The organism is Bacillus sp. PS237, assembly GCF_037963345.1.
Taxonomy (GTDB): domain Bacteria; phylum Bacillota; class Bacilli; order Bacillales; family Bacillaceae; genus Bacillus; species Bacillus subtilis.
In genome coordinates, this window is sequence record NZ_CP150156.1 from 609,976 (window position 1) to 623,439 (window position 13,464).

Below are 13,464 nucleotides of genomic sequence, written 5' to 3' on the forward strand. Positions count from 1 at the left end.
GGAGACAACAAGGAGGCCATCTGCATGCTTGGCGGTATTGAAGCAGGCGGCACAAAGTTTGTTTGTGCTGTCGGTAGAGAAGATGGAACGATCATTGACAGGATAGAATTCCCCACAAAGATGCCGGATGAAACGATAGAGAAAGTAATTCAATATTTTAGCCAATTTTCATTACAGGCAATCGGCATCGGCTCCTTTGGTCCCGTTGATAACGATAAAACCAGTCAAACATACGGTACCATTACGGCCACGCCGAAAGCGGGCTGGAGACACTATCCCTTTTTGCAAACCGTTAAGAACGAAATGAAGATCCCAGTCGGATTTAGTACAGATGTCAACGCTGCGGCGCTGGGTGAATTCCTTTTCGGTGAAGCGAAGGGTCTTGACAGCTGCCTGTATATAACGATTGGCACTGGCATCGGAGCGGGGGCTATTGTAGAGGGGAGGCTCCTTCAGGGGCTGTCACACCCAGAGATGGGCCATATTTATATCCGGAGGCACCCGGATGACGTATACCAAGGGAAGTGCCCTTATCATGGAGATTGCTTTGAAGGCTTAGCTTCAGGCCCCGCTATCGAAGCCCGCTGGGGGAAAAAAGCCGCGGATTTATCAGATATAGCACAAGTCTGGGAACTGGAAGGGTACTATATTGCCCAAGCACTGGCTCAGTATATTTTGATCCTTGCACCTAAAAAAATCATTCTTGGCGGCGGCGTCATGCAACAGAAACAAGTGTTTTCTTATATCTATCAATATGTACCAAAAATCATGAACAGCTACTTAGATTTTTCTGAATTATCAGATGATATAAGTGATTATATTGTACCTCCACGTTTAGGCAGTAACGCCGGAATCATCGGCACGCTAGTTTTAGCGCATCAGGCCTTACAAGCAGAGGCAGCATCCGGGGAGGTGCGATCATGACGCATCCATTATTTTTAGAGCCTGTCTTTAAAGAAAGACTATGGGGAGGGACGAAGCTTCGTGACGCTTTTGGCTACGCAATACCCTCACAAAAAACAGGTGAGTGCTGGGCCGTTTCTGCACATGCCCATGGCTCGTCGTCTGTAAAAAATGGCCCGCTGGCAGGAAAGACACTTGATCAAGTATGGAAAGATCATCCAGAGATATTCGGGTTTCCGGATGGTAAGGTGTTTCCGCTGCTGGTAAAGCTGCTGGACGCCAATATGGATCTCTCCGTGCAAGTCCATCCTGATGATGATTATGCAAAACTGCACGAAAATGGCGACCTTGGTAAAACGGAGTGCTGGTATATCATTGATTGCAAAGATGACGCCGAACTAATTTTGGGACATCATGCAAGCACAAAGGAAGAGTTCAAACAACGAATAGAAAGCGGTGATTGGAACGGGCTGCTGAGGCGAATCAAAATCAAGCCAGGAGATTTCTTTTATGTGCCAAGCGGTACACTCCATGCTTTATGTAAGGGAACCCTTGTCCTTGAAATCCAGCAAAACTCTGATACAACATATCGCGTATACGATTATGACCGCTGTAATGACCAGGGCCAAAAAAGAACTCTTCATATAGAAAAAGCCATGGAAGTCATAACGATACCGCATATCGATAAAGTGCATACACCGGAAGTAAAAGAAGTTGGTAACGCTGAGATCATTGTTTATGTGCAATCAGATTATTTCTCAGTGTACAAATGGAAGATTAGCGGCCGAGCTGCTTTTCCTTCATATCAAACCTATTTGCTGGGGAGTGTTCTGAGCGGATCAGGACGAATCATAAATAATGGTATTCAGTATGAATGCAATGCAGGCTCACACTTTATTCTGCCTGCGCATTTTGGAGAATTTACAATAGAAGGAACATGTGAATTCATGATATCTCATCCTTAATGAATGGGGGAGTTGCATTTGTTTAAGAAACATACGATCTCTTTGCTCATTATATTTTTACTTGCGTCTGCTGTTTTAGCAAAACCAATTGAAGCGCATACTGTGTCGCCTGTGAATCCTAATGCCCAGCAGACAACAAAAACAGTGATGAACTGGCTTGCGCACCTGCCGAACCGAACGGAAAACAGAGTCCTTTCCGGAGCGTTCGGAGGTTACAGCCATGACACATTTTCTATGGCTGAGGCTGATAGAATCCGAAGCGCCACCGGGCAATCGCCTGCTATTTATGGCTGCGATTATGCCAGAGGATGGCTTGAAACAGCAAATATTGAAGATTCAATAGATGTAAGCTGCAACGGCGATTTAATGTCGTATTGGAAAAATGGCGGAATTCCGCAAATCAGTTTGCACCTGGCGAACCCTGCTTTTCAGTCAGGGCATTTTAAAACACCGATTACAAATGATCAGTATAAAAAAATACTAGATTCTTCAACAGTAGAAGGAAAGCGGCTAAATGCCATGCTCAGCAAAATTGCTGACGGACTTCAAGAGTTGGAGAACCAAGGTGTGCCTGTTCTGTTCAGGCCGCTGCATGAAATGAACGGCGAATGGTTTTGGTGGGGACTCACATCATATAACCAAAAGGATAATGAAAGAATCTCTCTATATAAACAGCTCTACAAGAAAATCTATCATTATATGACCGACACAAGAGGACTTGATCATTTGATTTGGGTTTACTCTCCCGACGCCAACCGAGATTTTAAAACTGATTTTTACCCGGGCGCGTCTTACGTGGATATTGTCGGATTAGATGCGTATTTTCAAGATGCCTACTCGATCAATGGATACGATCAGCTAACAGCGCTTAATAAACCATTTGCTTTTACAGAAGTCGGCCCGCAAACAGCAAACGGCAGCTTCGATTACAGCCTGTTCATCAATGCAATAAAACAAAAATATCCTAAAACCATTTACTTTCTGGCATGGAATGATGAATGGAGCGCAGCAGTAAACAAGGGTGCTTCAGCTTTATATCATGACAGCTGGACACTCAACAAGGGAGAAATATGGAATGGTGATTCTTTAACGCCAATCGTTGAGTGAATCCGTAATGTCACAATTAAGAAGGTGCTCAAGAAGTTTCTTGAGCACCTTCCCACTGGATTAAGCATTCATATCGCCTAACCCAGGACTGTGTTCATTTGGTATTTCAGGAAGCACTGGTACGGGAAACCCTGCCGGAGGATCTATTACTTGTAACTCTCCGCCATTTCGGCTTGGAGATTTCCCTTGATAGATTTCACTGATTCTCGTTTCATCCAACCTAAAGTTAAAATGTGTATTATGGTAGCCTAATTCGACATACTTTCTGCACTCAGGATATTTATTAATGTCATAATTCGGCACAGGGAGCAGCTTCGCCCATTCAACGCCCAATGTCTCGAGCGCTTTCGCGAATGCATTCTGGTGAGCATTGTCGCGTACAATCAGAAAAGCAAGTGTTTCGCGGAACGTCTGATTAGAGCTCATTTCATAAATTCTTGTTTTTTGCAGCACACCTGTCGACTCAAGAAGCAGGTTATCCAGCAGGTCAGTAATTAAGTTTCCGTGGTTATACACCCACGACCCGTTCCACGGATTGCCCCCTGCATCAACAGGAAGGGAACTTTGCGCTCCAATAATATAATGATGAGGATTAGCATGTTTAACCGCTTCATCAAGTGGCGCTTGATCTGTACCTTGACTGCCGACACCTTCACCGCCTGATTCATCTAATAAAGCATTGATTGTGTTTTGAACCAGTTCAACGTGGGCAATCTCCTCTAAAAAAATGCCGCGAAGCAGATCGCGGTACTGTTTCTGCTTTCCTCTGAAATTAGAGCTTTGGAAAAAAACTGCATCATTGTACGCATTTCTCCGTAATGACCGCCTAATATCTCCTGCAGGACCTTAGCAGCTGCCGGGTCTGGCTTGTCCGGTTTAATGATATTAATCAGTTCCTCTTTGTAGTAATACATAACACGCCTCATTTCTTCTTAAGAGATTTTCTTATATTATTTGTAAGATGAGATAAAATATATACATGATAAGCATGGGAAGGCGTGAAAGAAGAAAATAAAAAAATACAGGAAAAGTGTTGACCAAATAAAACAGGCATGGTATATTATTAAACGTCGCTGATGAACAGCGTGAAACAAAACAGAAAAACAAAAAAGTTTTCCTAAGGTGTTTACAAGATTTTAAAAATGTGTATAATAAGAAAAGTCGAATTGAAAAAGATTCGAAAAAACATTAAAAAACTTCTTGACTTCAACATCAAATGATAGTATGATAGTTAAGTCGCTCAATAAGCGCCCGTAGCTCAATTGGATAGAGCGTTTGACTACGGATCAAAAGGTTAGGGGTTCGACTCCTCTCGGGCGCGCCATATAAGATACCACGCGGGTGTAGTTTAGTGGTAAAACCTCAGCCTTCCAAGCTGATGTCGTGAGTTCGATTCTCATCACCCGCTCCATTATTGAATGATCTTTGAAAACTAAACAAGACAAAACGTACCTGTTAATTCAGTTTTTGAAAATCGCACAGCGATGTGCGTAGTCAGTCAAACTAGGGCCTGCACGATGCAGGTCACACAGGTGTCACCGCGGGATGCGGTGGACTTAACCTGTGATCCATTTATCGGAGAGTTTGATCCTGGCTCAGGACGAACGCTGGCGGCGTGCCTAATACATGCAAGTCGAGCGAACAGATGGGAGCTTGCTCCCTGATGTTAGCGGCGGACGGGTGAGTAACACGTGGGTAACCTGCCTGTAAGACTGGGATAACTCCGGGAAACCGGGGCTAATACCGGATGGTTGTTTGAACCGCATGGTTCAAACATAAAAGGTGGCTTCGGCTACCACTTACAGATGGACCCGCGGCGCATTAGCTAGTTGGTGAGGTAACGGCTCACCAAGGCAACGATGCGTAGCCGACCTGAGAGGGTGATCGGCCACACTGGGACTGAGACACGGCCCAGACTCCTACGGGAGGCAGCAGTAGGGAATCTTCCGCAATGGACGAAAGTCTGACGGAGCAACGCCGCGTGAGTGATGAAGGTTTTCGGATCGTAAAGCTCTGTTGTTAGGGAAGAACAAGTACCGTTCGAATAGGGCGGTACCTTGACGGTACCTAACCAGAAAGCCACGGCTAACTACGTGCCAGCAGCCGCGGTAATACGTAGGTGGCAAGCGTTGTCCGGAATTATTGGGCGTAAAGGGCTCGCAGGCGGTTTCTTAAGTCTGATGTGAAAGCCCCCGGCTCAACCGGGGAGGGTCATTGGAAACTGGGGAACTTGAGTGCAGAAGAGGAGAGTGGAATTCCACGTGTAGCGGTGAAATGCGTAGAGATGTGGAGGAACACCAGTGGCGAAGGCGACTCTCTGGTCTGTAACTGACGCTGAGGAGCGAAAGCGTGGGGAGCGAACAGGATTAGATACCCTGGTAGTCCACGCCGTAAACGATGAGTGCTAAGTGTTAGGGGGTTTCCGCCCCTTAGTGCTGCAGCTAACGCATTAAGCACTCCGCCTGGGGAGTACGGTCGCAAGACTGAAACTCAAAGGAATTGACGGGGGCCCGCACAAGCGGTGGAGCATGTGGTTTAATTCGAAGCAACGCGAAGAACCTTACCAGGTCTTGACATCCTCTGACAATCCTAGAGATAGGACGTCCCCTTCGGGGGCAGAGTGACAGGTGGTGCATGGTTGTCGTCAGCTCGTGTCGTGAGATGTTGGGTTAAGTCCCGCAACGAGCGCAACCCTTGATCTTAGTTGCCAGCATTCAGTTGGGCACTCTAAGGTGACTGCCGGTGACAAACCGGAGGAAGGTGGGGATGACGTCAAATCATCATGCCCCTTATGACCTGGGCTACACACGTGCTACAATGGACAGAACAAAGGGCAGCGAAACCGCGAGGTTAAGCCAATCCCACAAATCTGTTCTCAGTTCGGATCGCAGTCTGCAACTCGACTGCGTGAAGCTGGAATCGCTAGTAATCGCGGATCAGCATGCCGCGGTGAATACGTTCCCGGGCCTTGTACACACCGCCCGTCACACCACGAGAGTTTGTAACACCCGAAGTCGGTGAGGTAACCTTTTAGGAGCCAGCCGCCGAAGGTGGGACAGATGATTGGGGTGAAGTCGTAACAAGGTAGCCGTATCGGAAGGTGCGGCTGGATCACCTCCTTTCTAAGGATATTATACGGAATATAAGACCTTGGGTCTTATAAACAGAACGTTCCCTGTCTTGTTTAGTTTTGAAGGATCATTCCTTCGAAACGTGTTCTTTGAAAACTAGATAACAGTAGACATCACATTCAATTAGTAATACAAGATATCACATAGTGATTCTTTTTAACGGTTAAGTTAGAAAGGGCGCACGGTGGATGCCTTGGCACTAGGAGCCGATGAAGGACGGGACGAACACCGATATGCTTCGGGGAGCTGTAAGCAAGCTTTGATCCGGAGATTTCCGAATGGGGAAACCCACCACTCGTAATGGAGTGGTATCCATATCTGAATTCATAGGATATGAGAAGGCAGACCCGGGGAACTGAAACATCTAAGTACCCGGAGGAAGAGAAAGCAAATGCGATTCCCTGAGTAGCGGCGAGCGAAACGGGATTAGCCCAAACCAAGAGGCTTGCCTCTTGGGGTTGTAGGACACTCTGTACGGAGTTACAAAGGAACGAGGTAGATGAAGAGGTCTGGAAAGGCCCGCCATAGGAGGTAACAGCCCTGTAGTCAAAACTTCGTTCTCTCCTGAGTGGATCCTGAGTACGGCGGAACACGTGAAATTCCGTCGGAATCCGGGAGGACCATCTCCCAAGGCTAAATACTCCCTAGTGACCGATAGTGAACCAGTACCGTGAGGGAAAGGTGAAAAGCACCCCGGAAGGGGAGTGAAAGAGATCCTGAAACCGTGTGCCTACAAGTAGTCAGAGCCCGTTAACGGGTGATGGCGTGCCTTTTGTAGAATGAACCGGCGAGTTACGATCCCGTGCAAGGTTAAGCAGAAGATGCGGAGCCGCAGCGAAAGCGAGTCTGAATAGGGCGCATGAGTACGTGGTCGTAGACCCGAAACCAGGTGATCTACCCATGTCCAGGGTGAAGTTCAGGTAACACTGAATGGAGGCCCGAACCCACGCACGTTGAAAAGTGCGGGGATGAGGTGTGGGTAGGGGTGAAATGCCAATCGAACCTGGAGATAGCTGGTTCTCTCCGAAATAGCTTTAGGGCTAGCCTCAAGGTAAGAGTCTTGGAGGTAGAGCACTGATTGGACTAGGGGCCCCTACCGGGTTACCGAATTCAGTCAAACTCCGAATGCCAATGACTTATCCTTGGGAGTCAGACTGCGAGTGATAAGATCCGTAGTCGAAAGGGAAACAGCCCAGACCGCCAGCTAAGGTCCCAAAGTATACGTTAAGTGGAAAAGGATGTGGAGTTGCTTAGACAACCAGGATGTTGGCTTAGAAGCAGCCACCATTTAAAGAGTGCGTAATAGCTCACTGGTCGAGTGACTCTGCGCCGAAAATGTACCGGGGCTAAACGTATCACCGAAGCTGCGGACTGTTCTTCGAACAGTGGTAGGAGAGCGTTCTAAGGGCTGTGAAGCCAGACCGGAAGGACTGGTGGAGCGCTTAGAAGTGAGAATGCCGGTATGAGTAGCGAAAGAGGGGTGAGAATCCCCTCCACCGAATGCCTAAGGTTTCCTGAGGAAGGCTCGTCCGCTCAGGGTTAGTCGGGACCTAAGCCGAGGCCGAAAGGCGTAGGCGATGGACAACAGGTTGATATTCCTGTACCACCTCCTCACCATTTGAGCAATGGGGGGACGCAGGAGGATAGGGTAAGCGCGGTATTGGATATCCGCGTCCAAGCAGTTAGGCTGGGAAATAGGCAAATCCGTTTCCCATAAGGCTGAGCTGTGATGGCGAGCGAAATATAGTAGCGAAGTTCCTGATTCCACACTGCCAAGAAAAGCCTCTAGCGAGGTGAGAGGTGCCCGTACCGCAAACCGACACAGGTAGGCGAGGAGAGAATCCTAAGGTGATCGAGAGAACTCTCGTTAAGGAACTCGGCAAAATGACCCCGTAACTTCGGGAGAAGGGGTGCTCTGTTAGGGTGCAAGCCCGAGAGAGCCGCAGTGAATAGGCCCAGGCGACTGTTTAGCAAAAACACAGGTCTCTGCGAAGCCGTAAGGCGAAGTATAGGGGCTGACGCCTGCCCGGTGCTGGAAGGTTAAGAGGAGCGCTTAGCGTAAGCGAAGGTGCGAATTGAAGCCCCAGTAAACGGCGGCCGTAACTATAACGGTCCTAAGGTAGCGAAATTCCTTGTCGGGTAAGTTCCGACCCGCACGAAAGGCGCAACGATCTGGGCACTGTCTCAACGAGAGACTCGGTGAAATTATAGTACCTGTGAAGATGCAGGTTACCCGCGACAGGACGGAAAGACCCCGTGGAGCTTTACTGCAGCCTGATATTGAATGTTGGTACAGCTTGTACAGGATAGGTAGGAGCCTTGGAAACCGGAGCGCCAGCTTCGGTGGAGGCATCGGTGGGATACTACCCTGGCTGTATTGACCTTCTAACCCGCCGCCCTTATCGGGCGGGGAGACAGTGTCAGGTGGGCAGTTTGACTGGGGCGGTCGCCTCCTAAAAGGTAACGGAGGCGCCCAAAGGTTCCCTCAGAATGGTTGGAAATCATTCGCAGAGTGTAAAGGCACAAGGGAGCTTGACTGCGAGACCTACAAGTCGAGCAGGGACGAAAGTCGGGCTTAGTGATCCGGTGGTTCCGCATGGAAGGGCCATCGCTCAACGGATAAAAGCTACCCCGGGGATAACAGGCTTATCTCCCCCAAGAGTCCACATCGACGGGGAGGTTTGGCACCTCGATGTCGGCTCATCGCATCCTGGGGCTGTAGTCGGTCCCAAGGGTTGGGCTGTTCGCCCATTAAAGCGGTACGCGAGCTGGGTTCAGAACGTCGTGAGACAGTTCGGTCCCTATCCGTCGCGGGCGCAGGAAATTTGAGAGGAGCTGTCCTTAGTACGAGAGGACCGGGATGGACGCACCGCTGGTGTACCAGTTGTTCTGCCAAGGGCATCGCTGGGTAGCTATGTGCGGACGGGATAAGTGCTGAAAGCATCTAAGCATGAAGCCCCCCTCAAGATGAGATTTCCCATTCCGCAAGGAAGTAAGATCCCTGAAAGATGATCAGGTTGATAGGTCTGAGGTGGAAGTGTGGCGACACATGGAGCTGACAGATACTAATCGATCGAGGACTTAACCATATTTTTGAATGATGTCACACCTGTTATCTAGTTTTGAGAGAACACTCTCAATTTGTTTGGTGGCGATAGCGAAGAGGTCACACCCGTTCCCATACCGAACACGGAAGTTAAGCTCTTCAGCGCCGATGGTAGTCGGGGGTTTCCCCCTGTGAGAGTAGGACGCCGCCAAGCATTACTTTTATCATCGCGGGGTGGAGCAGTTCGGTAGCTCGTCGGGCTCATAACCCGAAGGTCGCAGGTTCAAATCCTGCCCCCGCAACCAAATATATGGTTAAATAAGGAGTGCCCTAAGGGTGCAACCAAAATAATCCTATACAAATATGGTCCGGTAGTTCAGTTGGTTAGAATGCCTGCCTGTCACGCAGGAGGTCGCGGGTTCGAGTCCCGTCCGGACCGCCATTAATGTAAACGAAACGATCATGTTTTCGTTTTTTTTGTGTTTTCTTTTACTGTATCTTCTGCTTGGTGTCATAGCCAAGCTTTCTTTATATCGGGAACATCTTGGATATTCCAGCAAAATTCGATAAACTAGGAAGAGCACAAATAGGCATAAGCAGGGTTGAAAGGAGGTTTTGGTTCATGGATGAATTTGATTTGATACATAGCATTACTCCGCGGACCATTCACCATTCTTCCGTTGATGTAGGAATAGGTGATGATGCAGCGCTCTACACTGCGAAACACGGCGTTCAGGAAATTGTTTGTGTTGATACTATGGTAGAAGACGTGCACTTCAAATTACACTATTCCTCACCTGAAGATATCGGGTACAAGGCGTTAGCCGTTAATATAAGTGATATTGCCGCGATGGGAGGCATTCCTAAGTTTTATCTGGTATCACTTGCGGTACCTTCAAAATGGACTGAATCTGAAATCAAGGCGATGTATGAAGGAATGAATGAACTGGCGAAACTATATCATATGGATCTGATTGGCGGCGATACAGTTTCTACCGCTGACAAATTAGTCGTTACAGTCACTGTAATCGGTGAAATTGAAAAGGGACAGGCCTGTTTGCGCAGCTTGGCAAAACCGAATGATATTGTGTTTGTAACCGGTGAAATCGGTTCTTCTGCAGCAGGGCTTTCTTTATTGCTGGAAGAGACTAATCCTCAAAACTCATCTGTGGAAACGGATTACTTTATCCACAGGCATAAACGGCCTGAGCCAAGAGTAAGCGTCGGCAGATTATGCTCGATTTTTAAACGGGCAGCTTTAAATGATGTTAGTGACGGATTGGCTAGTGAACTGAACGAGATTGCAGAAGCCAGCTGTGTTTCAATTGAAATTGTTGAAAGCATGCTTCCAATTCATTCTGATTTGCCTAAGCTTCATCCTAACTGGAAAGAATGGGCTTTGTTTGGCGGTGAGGATTTTGAGCTGACAGGGACGGTTTCAAATGAGGAGTGGGAAGTGTTGAAGCAGGAGTGCGCAGCGCTTCATCTTCCCATTACAAAGATTGGCTATGTCAGGGAAAAAACAAAATCTAAAGTGATCCTAAAAACAGATCAAACATCAATGATCTTAGAGAAAAAGGGATATAATCATTTTAAATAAGACGGGTGACTCGTGTGAAGCAATTAAAATGGAGAACTGTAAATCCAGAAGAAACAAAAGCAATTGCCAAGCTGACGGCAGCGTTTGCTAAACCGGGAGACGTCCTGACATTAGAGGGCGATTTAGGTGCAGGAAAAACGACTTTTACGAAAGGTTTTGCAGAAGGGCTGGGAATTACACGTATTGTAAACAGTCCGACTTTTACAATTATAAAAGAATATAACGATGGCGTACTTCCTCTTTATCACATGGATGTGTATAGAATGGAAGATGAAAGTGAAGATTTGGGACTTGATGAATATTTTCACGGACAAGGTGTCTGTCTCGTTGAATGGGCTCATTTAATTGAAGAACAGCTGCCACAGGAGCGACTGCAAATTGTCATCAAAAGAGCTGGTGATGATGAGCGGGAAATTACCTTTACTGCTGTCGGGAATCGGTATGAAATGCTTTGTGAGGAGTTAAGTAGACATGACAATATTAGCAATTGATACATCAAATTATACATTGGGCATTGCGCTGCTTCGAGAAGACACTGTTATAGCAGAATACATTACATATTTGAAAAAGAACCACTCTGTAAGAGCGATGCCTGCTGTTCATTCATTGCTGAATGATTGTGATATGGCACCGCAGGACCTTTCTAAAATTGTCGTTGCAAAAGGCCCTGGTTCATACACAGGAGTAAGAATAGGTGTGACGTTGGCCAAAACACTTGCCTGGTCTTTAGACATTCCAATAAGTGCTGTATCAAGTCTTGAGACGCTTGCGGCAAATGGCCGGCATTTTGACGGTCTGATCAGCCCAATCTTTGATGCTAGACGGGGACAGGTGTACACAGGTCTGTATCAATATAAAAATGGGCTTTTAGAGCAAGTTGTTCCAGATCAAAATGTGATGCTGGCAGATTGGCTGGAGATGCTAAAAGAAAAGGACCGCCCTGTTTTGTTTTTAGGCCATGATACTTCTCTTCACAAGCAGATGATCGAGGATGTGCTTGGAACAAAAGGATTCATTGGAACTGCCGCCCAGCATAACCCGCGCCCTTCAGAATTGGCTTTTCTCGGGAAGGAAAAGGAAGCAGCTGATGTTCATGGGCTTGTCCCGGATTACTTGCGGCTGGCAGAAGCTGAAGCGAAATGGATTGAAAGTCAAAAGTAGGGTGATAGGATGAAAACAAAAGCAGCGGTCAGAAATATGCGGCTTGAAGATATAGATCACGTATACGAAATCGAAGCATCCTCCTTTACGTCTCCTTGGACGAAGGATTCGTTTTATCATGAGCTGCTGGAAAATCCGTATGCTCATTATCTCGTGATTGAAAAGGACGGCCATCTTGCTGGGTATTGCGGGATTTGGATTGTGATGGACGATGCCCAGATTACAAATATAGCGATAAAACCAGAGTATCGCGGCCAGTCTTTAGGAGAAACGCTTTTTCGCTCAGCTGTTGAACTGTGCAAAGAAAAAGACGCAAGGCGGCTTTCGCTTGAAGTGAGGGTTTCGAATCATCCTGCTCAAGGCTTATATAAGAAATTCGGGATGCAGCCCGGCGGAATAAGAAAGAACTATTATACTGATAACGGGGAAGATGCGTTAATTATGTGGGTGACGATAAATGAGTGAGCAAAAAGACATGTACGTATTAGGAATTGAAACAAGCTGTGATGAGACTGCTGCAGCTATTGTGAAAAACGGGAAAGAGATCATTTCAAACGTAGTAGCCTCTCAAATTGAAAGCCATAAGCGCTTCGGAGGCGTTGTTCCGGAAATTGCTTCAAGACATCATGTTGAACAAATCACTTTGGTTATAGAAGAGGCGTTTCGCAAAGCTGGCATGACGTATAGTGATATTGATGCGATTGCAGTAACAGAAGGTCCGGGACTGGTGGGAGCGCTTCTTATCGGAGTGAATGCCGCTAAAGCATTGAGCTTTGCATATAACATTCCGTTAGTAGGCGTTCATCATATAGCCGGTCATATATACGCGAACCGTCTTGTAGAAGACATCGTGTTCCCGGCACTGGCATTGGTCGTTTCAGGAGGCCATACAGAACTGGTTTATATGAAGGAACATGGATCATTTGAAGTCATTGGGGAAACCCTTGATGATGCGGCAGGAGAAGCCTACGACAAAGTGGCGCGGACGATGGGATTGCCATATCCGGGTGGACCGCAAATTGACAAGCTAGCTGAAAAAGGGAATGACAATATTCCGCTTCCTCGCGCATGGCTTGAAGAAGGCTCTTACAACTTCAGCTTTAGCGGATTGAAGTCTGCGGTGATCAATACGCTTCATAATGCATCCCAAAAAGGGCAAGAGATTGCTCCGGAAGATTTGTCTGCCAGTTTCCAAAATAGTGTGATCGATGTCTTGGTAACCAAAACGGCGCGCGCGGCAAAGGAATATGATGTCAAACAGGTCCTTTTAGCCGGAGGAGTAGCTGCAAACAGAGGCCTCAGAGCTGCATTAGAAAAGGAATTTGCCCAGCATGAAGGGATTACGCTTGTCATTCCTCCATTAGCTTTATGCACGGATAATGCTGCGATGATTGCTGCTGCTGGTACAATTGCTTTTGAAAAAGGAATTCGCGGTGCATATGATATGAATGGCCAGCCCGGCCTTGAATTGACTTCTTATCAAAGTCTCACGAGATAATAGCGTGAGACTTTTTATCTGTTTGTTATTAACAGACAATTCACAATTTATCC

8 protein-coding genes, 4 tRNA genes, 3 rRNA genes and 1 pseudogene are annotated in these 13,464 nt (G+C 47.1%); 15 read left to right on the plus strand and 1 reads right to left on the minus strand.

Annotated features, from left to right (window positions below):
• Positions 1-24: 24 nt before the first annotated feature.
• The 3 genes from gmuE to gmuG are packed head-to-tail and all read left to right on the plus strand — an operon-like array spanning position 25 to position 2,975.
• Positions 25-924: a fructokinase GmuE gene (gene gmuE, locus NST22_RS03200; RefSeq protein ID WP_003234095.1), complete on the plus strand. Its 900-nt coding sequence runs from the start codon at positions 25-27 to the stop codon at positions 922-924.
• The gene (gene manA, locus NST22_RS03205) at positions 921-1,868 is read left to right on the plus strand and encodes a mannose-6-phosphate isomerase, class I (protein ID WP_003242491.1); all 948 of its coding nucleotides are present in this window, start codon (positions 921-923) and stop codon (positions 1,866-1,868) included. Before gmuE ends, manA begins: the two co-directional genes overlap by 4 nt.
• A gap of 18 nt (positions 1,869-1,886) precedes the next feature.
• Positions 1,887-2,975 (plus strand): mannan endo-1,4-beta-mannosidase, encoded by a 1,089-nt coding sequence (gene gmuG, locus NST22_RS03210; protein ID WP_003244107.1) that lies wholly within the window; start codon positions 1,887-1,889, stop codon positions 2,973-2,975.
• A gap of 60 nt (positions 2,976-3,035) precedes the next feature.
• Here the strand turns inward: gmuG and NST22_RS03215 are convergent.
• Positions 3,036-3,889 (minus strand): annotated as a pseudogene (locus NST22_RS03215) (manganese catalase family protein).
• A 333-nt stretch (positions 3,890-4,222) separates the two neighbouring features.
• On the opposite strand from NST22_RS03215, the gene NST22_RS03220 reads away from it, so the two are divergent.
• The 12 genes from NST22_RS03220 to tsaD all read left to right on the plus strand — a co-directional run bounded on the left by NST22_RS03220 (position 4,223) and on the right by tsaD (position 13,411).
• Positions 4,223-4,299: transfer RNA gene (locus tag NST22_RS03220), tRNA-Arg, on the plus strand.
• Positions 4,300-4,312: 13 nt separating this feature from the next.
• A tRNA-Gly gene (locus tag NST22_RS03225) sits at positions 4,313-4,386 on the plus strand.
• 161 nt (positions 4,387-4,547) lie between these two features.
• Positions 4,548-6,097, plus strand: a 16S ribosomal RNA gene (locus tag NST22_RS03230).
• 170 nt (positions 6,098-6,267) lie between these two features.
• Positions 6,268-9,195 (plus strand): 23S ribosomal RNA (locus NST22_RS03235).
• A gap of 55 nt (positions 9,196-9,250) precedes the next feature.
• Positions 9,251-9,366, plus strand: a 5S ribosomal RNA gene (rrf, locus tag NST22_RS03240).
• Together the 16S, 23S and 5S rRNA genes with 4 tRNA genes alongside form the textbook arrangement of a ribosomal RNA operon.
• A 14-nt stretch (positions 9,367-9,380) precedes the next feature.
• A tRNA-Met gene (locus NST22_RS03245) sits at positions 9,381-9,457 on the plus strand.
• 60 nt (positions 9,458-9,517) lie between these two features.
• Positions 9,518-9,594, plus strand: a tRNA-Asp gene (locus NST22_RS03250).
• A gap of 180 nt (positions 9,595-9,774) precedes the next feature.
• On the plus strand, positions 9,775-10,752 hold the full coding sequence (gene thiL, locus NST22_RS03255; RefSeq protein ID WP_003234080.1) for a thiamine-phosphate kinase: 978 nt from the start codon (positions 9,775-9,777) through the stop codon (positions 10,750-10,752).
• A gap of 14 nt (positions 10,753-10,766) precedes the next feature.
• A complete protein-coding gene (gene tsaE / locus NST22_RS03260; RefSeq protein ID WP_003234079.1) occupies positions 10,767-11,243 on the plus strand; it encodes a tRNA (adenosine(37)-N6)-threonylcarbamoyltransferase complex ATPase subunit type 1 TsaE in 477 nt (158 codons plus the stop codon).
• A complete protein-coding gene (tsaB, locus tag NST22_RS03265; RefSeq protein WP_003234078.1) occupies positions 11,224-11,913 on the plus strand; it encodes a tRNA (adenosine(37)-N6)-threonylcarbamoyltransferase complex dimerization subunit type 1 TsaB in 690 nt (229 codons plus the stop codon). The genes tsaE and tsaB overlap by 20 nt, the downstream gene beginning before the upstream one ends.
• A 9-nt stretch (positions 11,914-11,922) precedes the next feature.
• Positions 11,923-12,378, plus strand: a complete 456-nt coding sequence (rimI, locus tag NST22_RS03270) for a ribosomal protein S18-alanine N-acetyltransferase (protein ID WP_003243019.1) — start codon at positions 11,923-11,925, stop codon at positions 12,376-12,378.
• A complete protein-coding gene (tsaD, locus tag NST22_RS03275; protein WP_003244138.1) occupies positions 12,371-13,411 on the plus strand; it encodes a tRNA (adenosine(37)-N6)-threonylcarbamoyltransferase complex transferase subunit TsaD in 1,041 nt (346 codons plus the stop codon). Before rimI ends, tsaD begins: the two co-directional genes overlap by 8 nt.
• Positions 13,412-13,464: the final 53 nt, after the last annotated feature.

What these genes read in the sequence shown, in the direction of transcription:
- gmuE (WP_003234095.1), top strand. Translation starts at nt 25, where the DNA reads ATGCTTGGCGGTATTGAAGCAGGCGGCACAAAGTTTGTTTGTGCTGTC.
- manA (WP_003242491.1), top strand. Translation starts at nt 921, where the DNA reads ATGACGCATCCATTATTTTTAGAGCCTGTCTTTAAAGAAAGACTATGG.
- thiL (WP_003234080.1), top strand. Translation starts at nt 9,775, where the DNA reads ATGGATGAATTTGATTTGATACATAGCATTACTCCGCGGACCATTCAC.
- tsaB (WP_003234078.1), top strand. Translation starts at nt 11,224, where the DNA reads ATGACAATATTAGCAATTGATACATCAAATTATACATTGGGCATTGCG.
- rimI (WP_003243019.1), top strand. Translation starts at nt 11,923, where the DNA reads ATGAAAACAAAAGCAGCGGTCAGAAATATGCGGCTTGAAGATATAGAT.
- tsaD (WP_003244138.1), top strand. Translation starts at nt 12,371, where the DNA reads ATGAGTGAGCAAAAAGACATGTACGTATTAGGAATTGAAACAAGCTGT.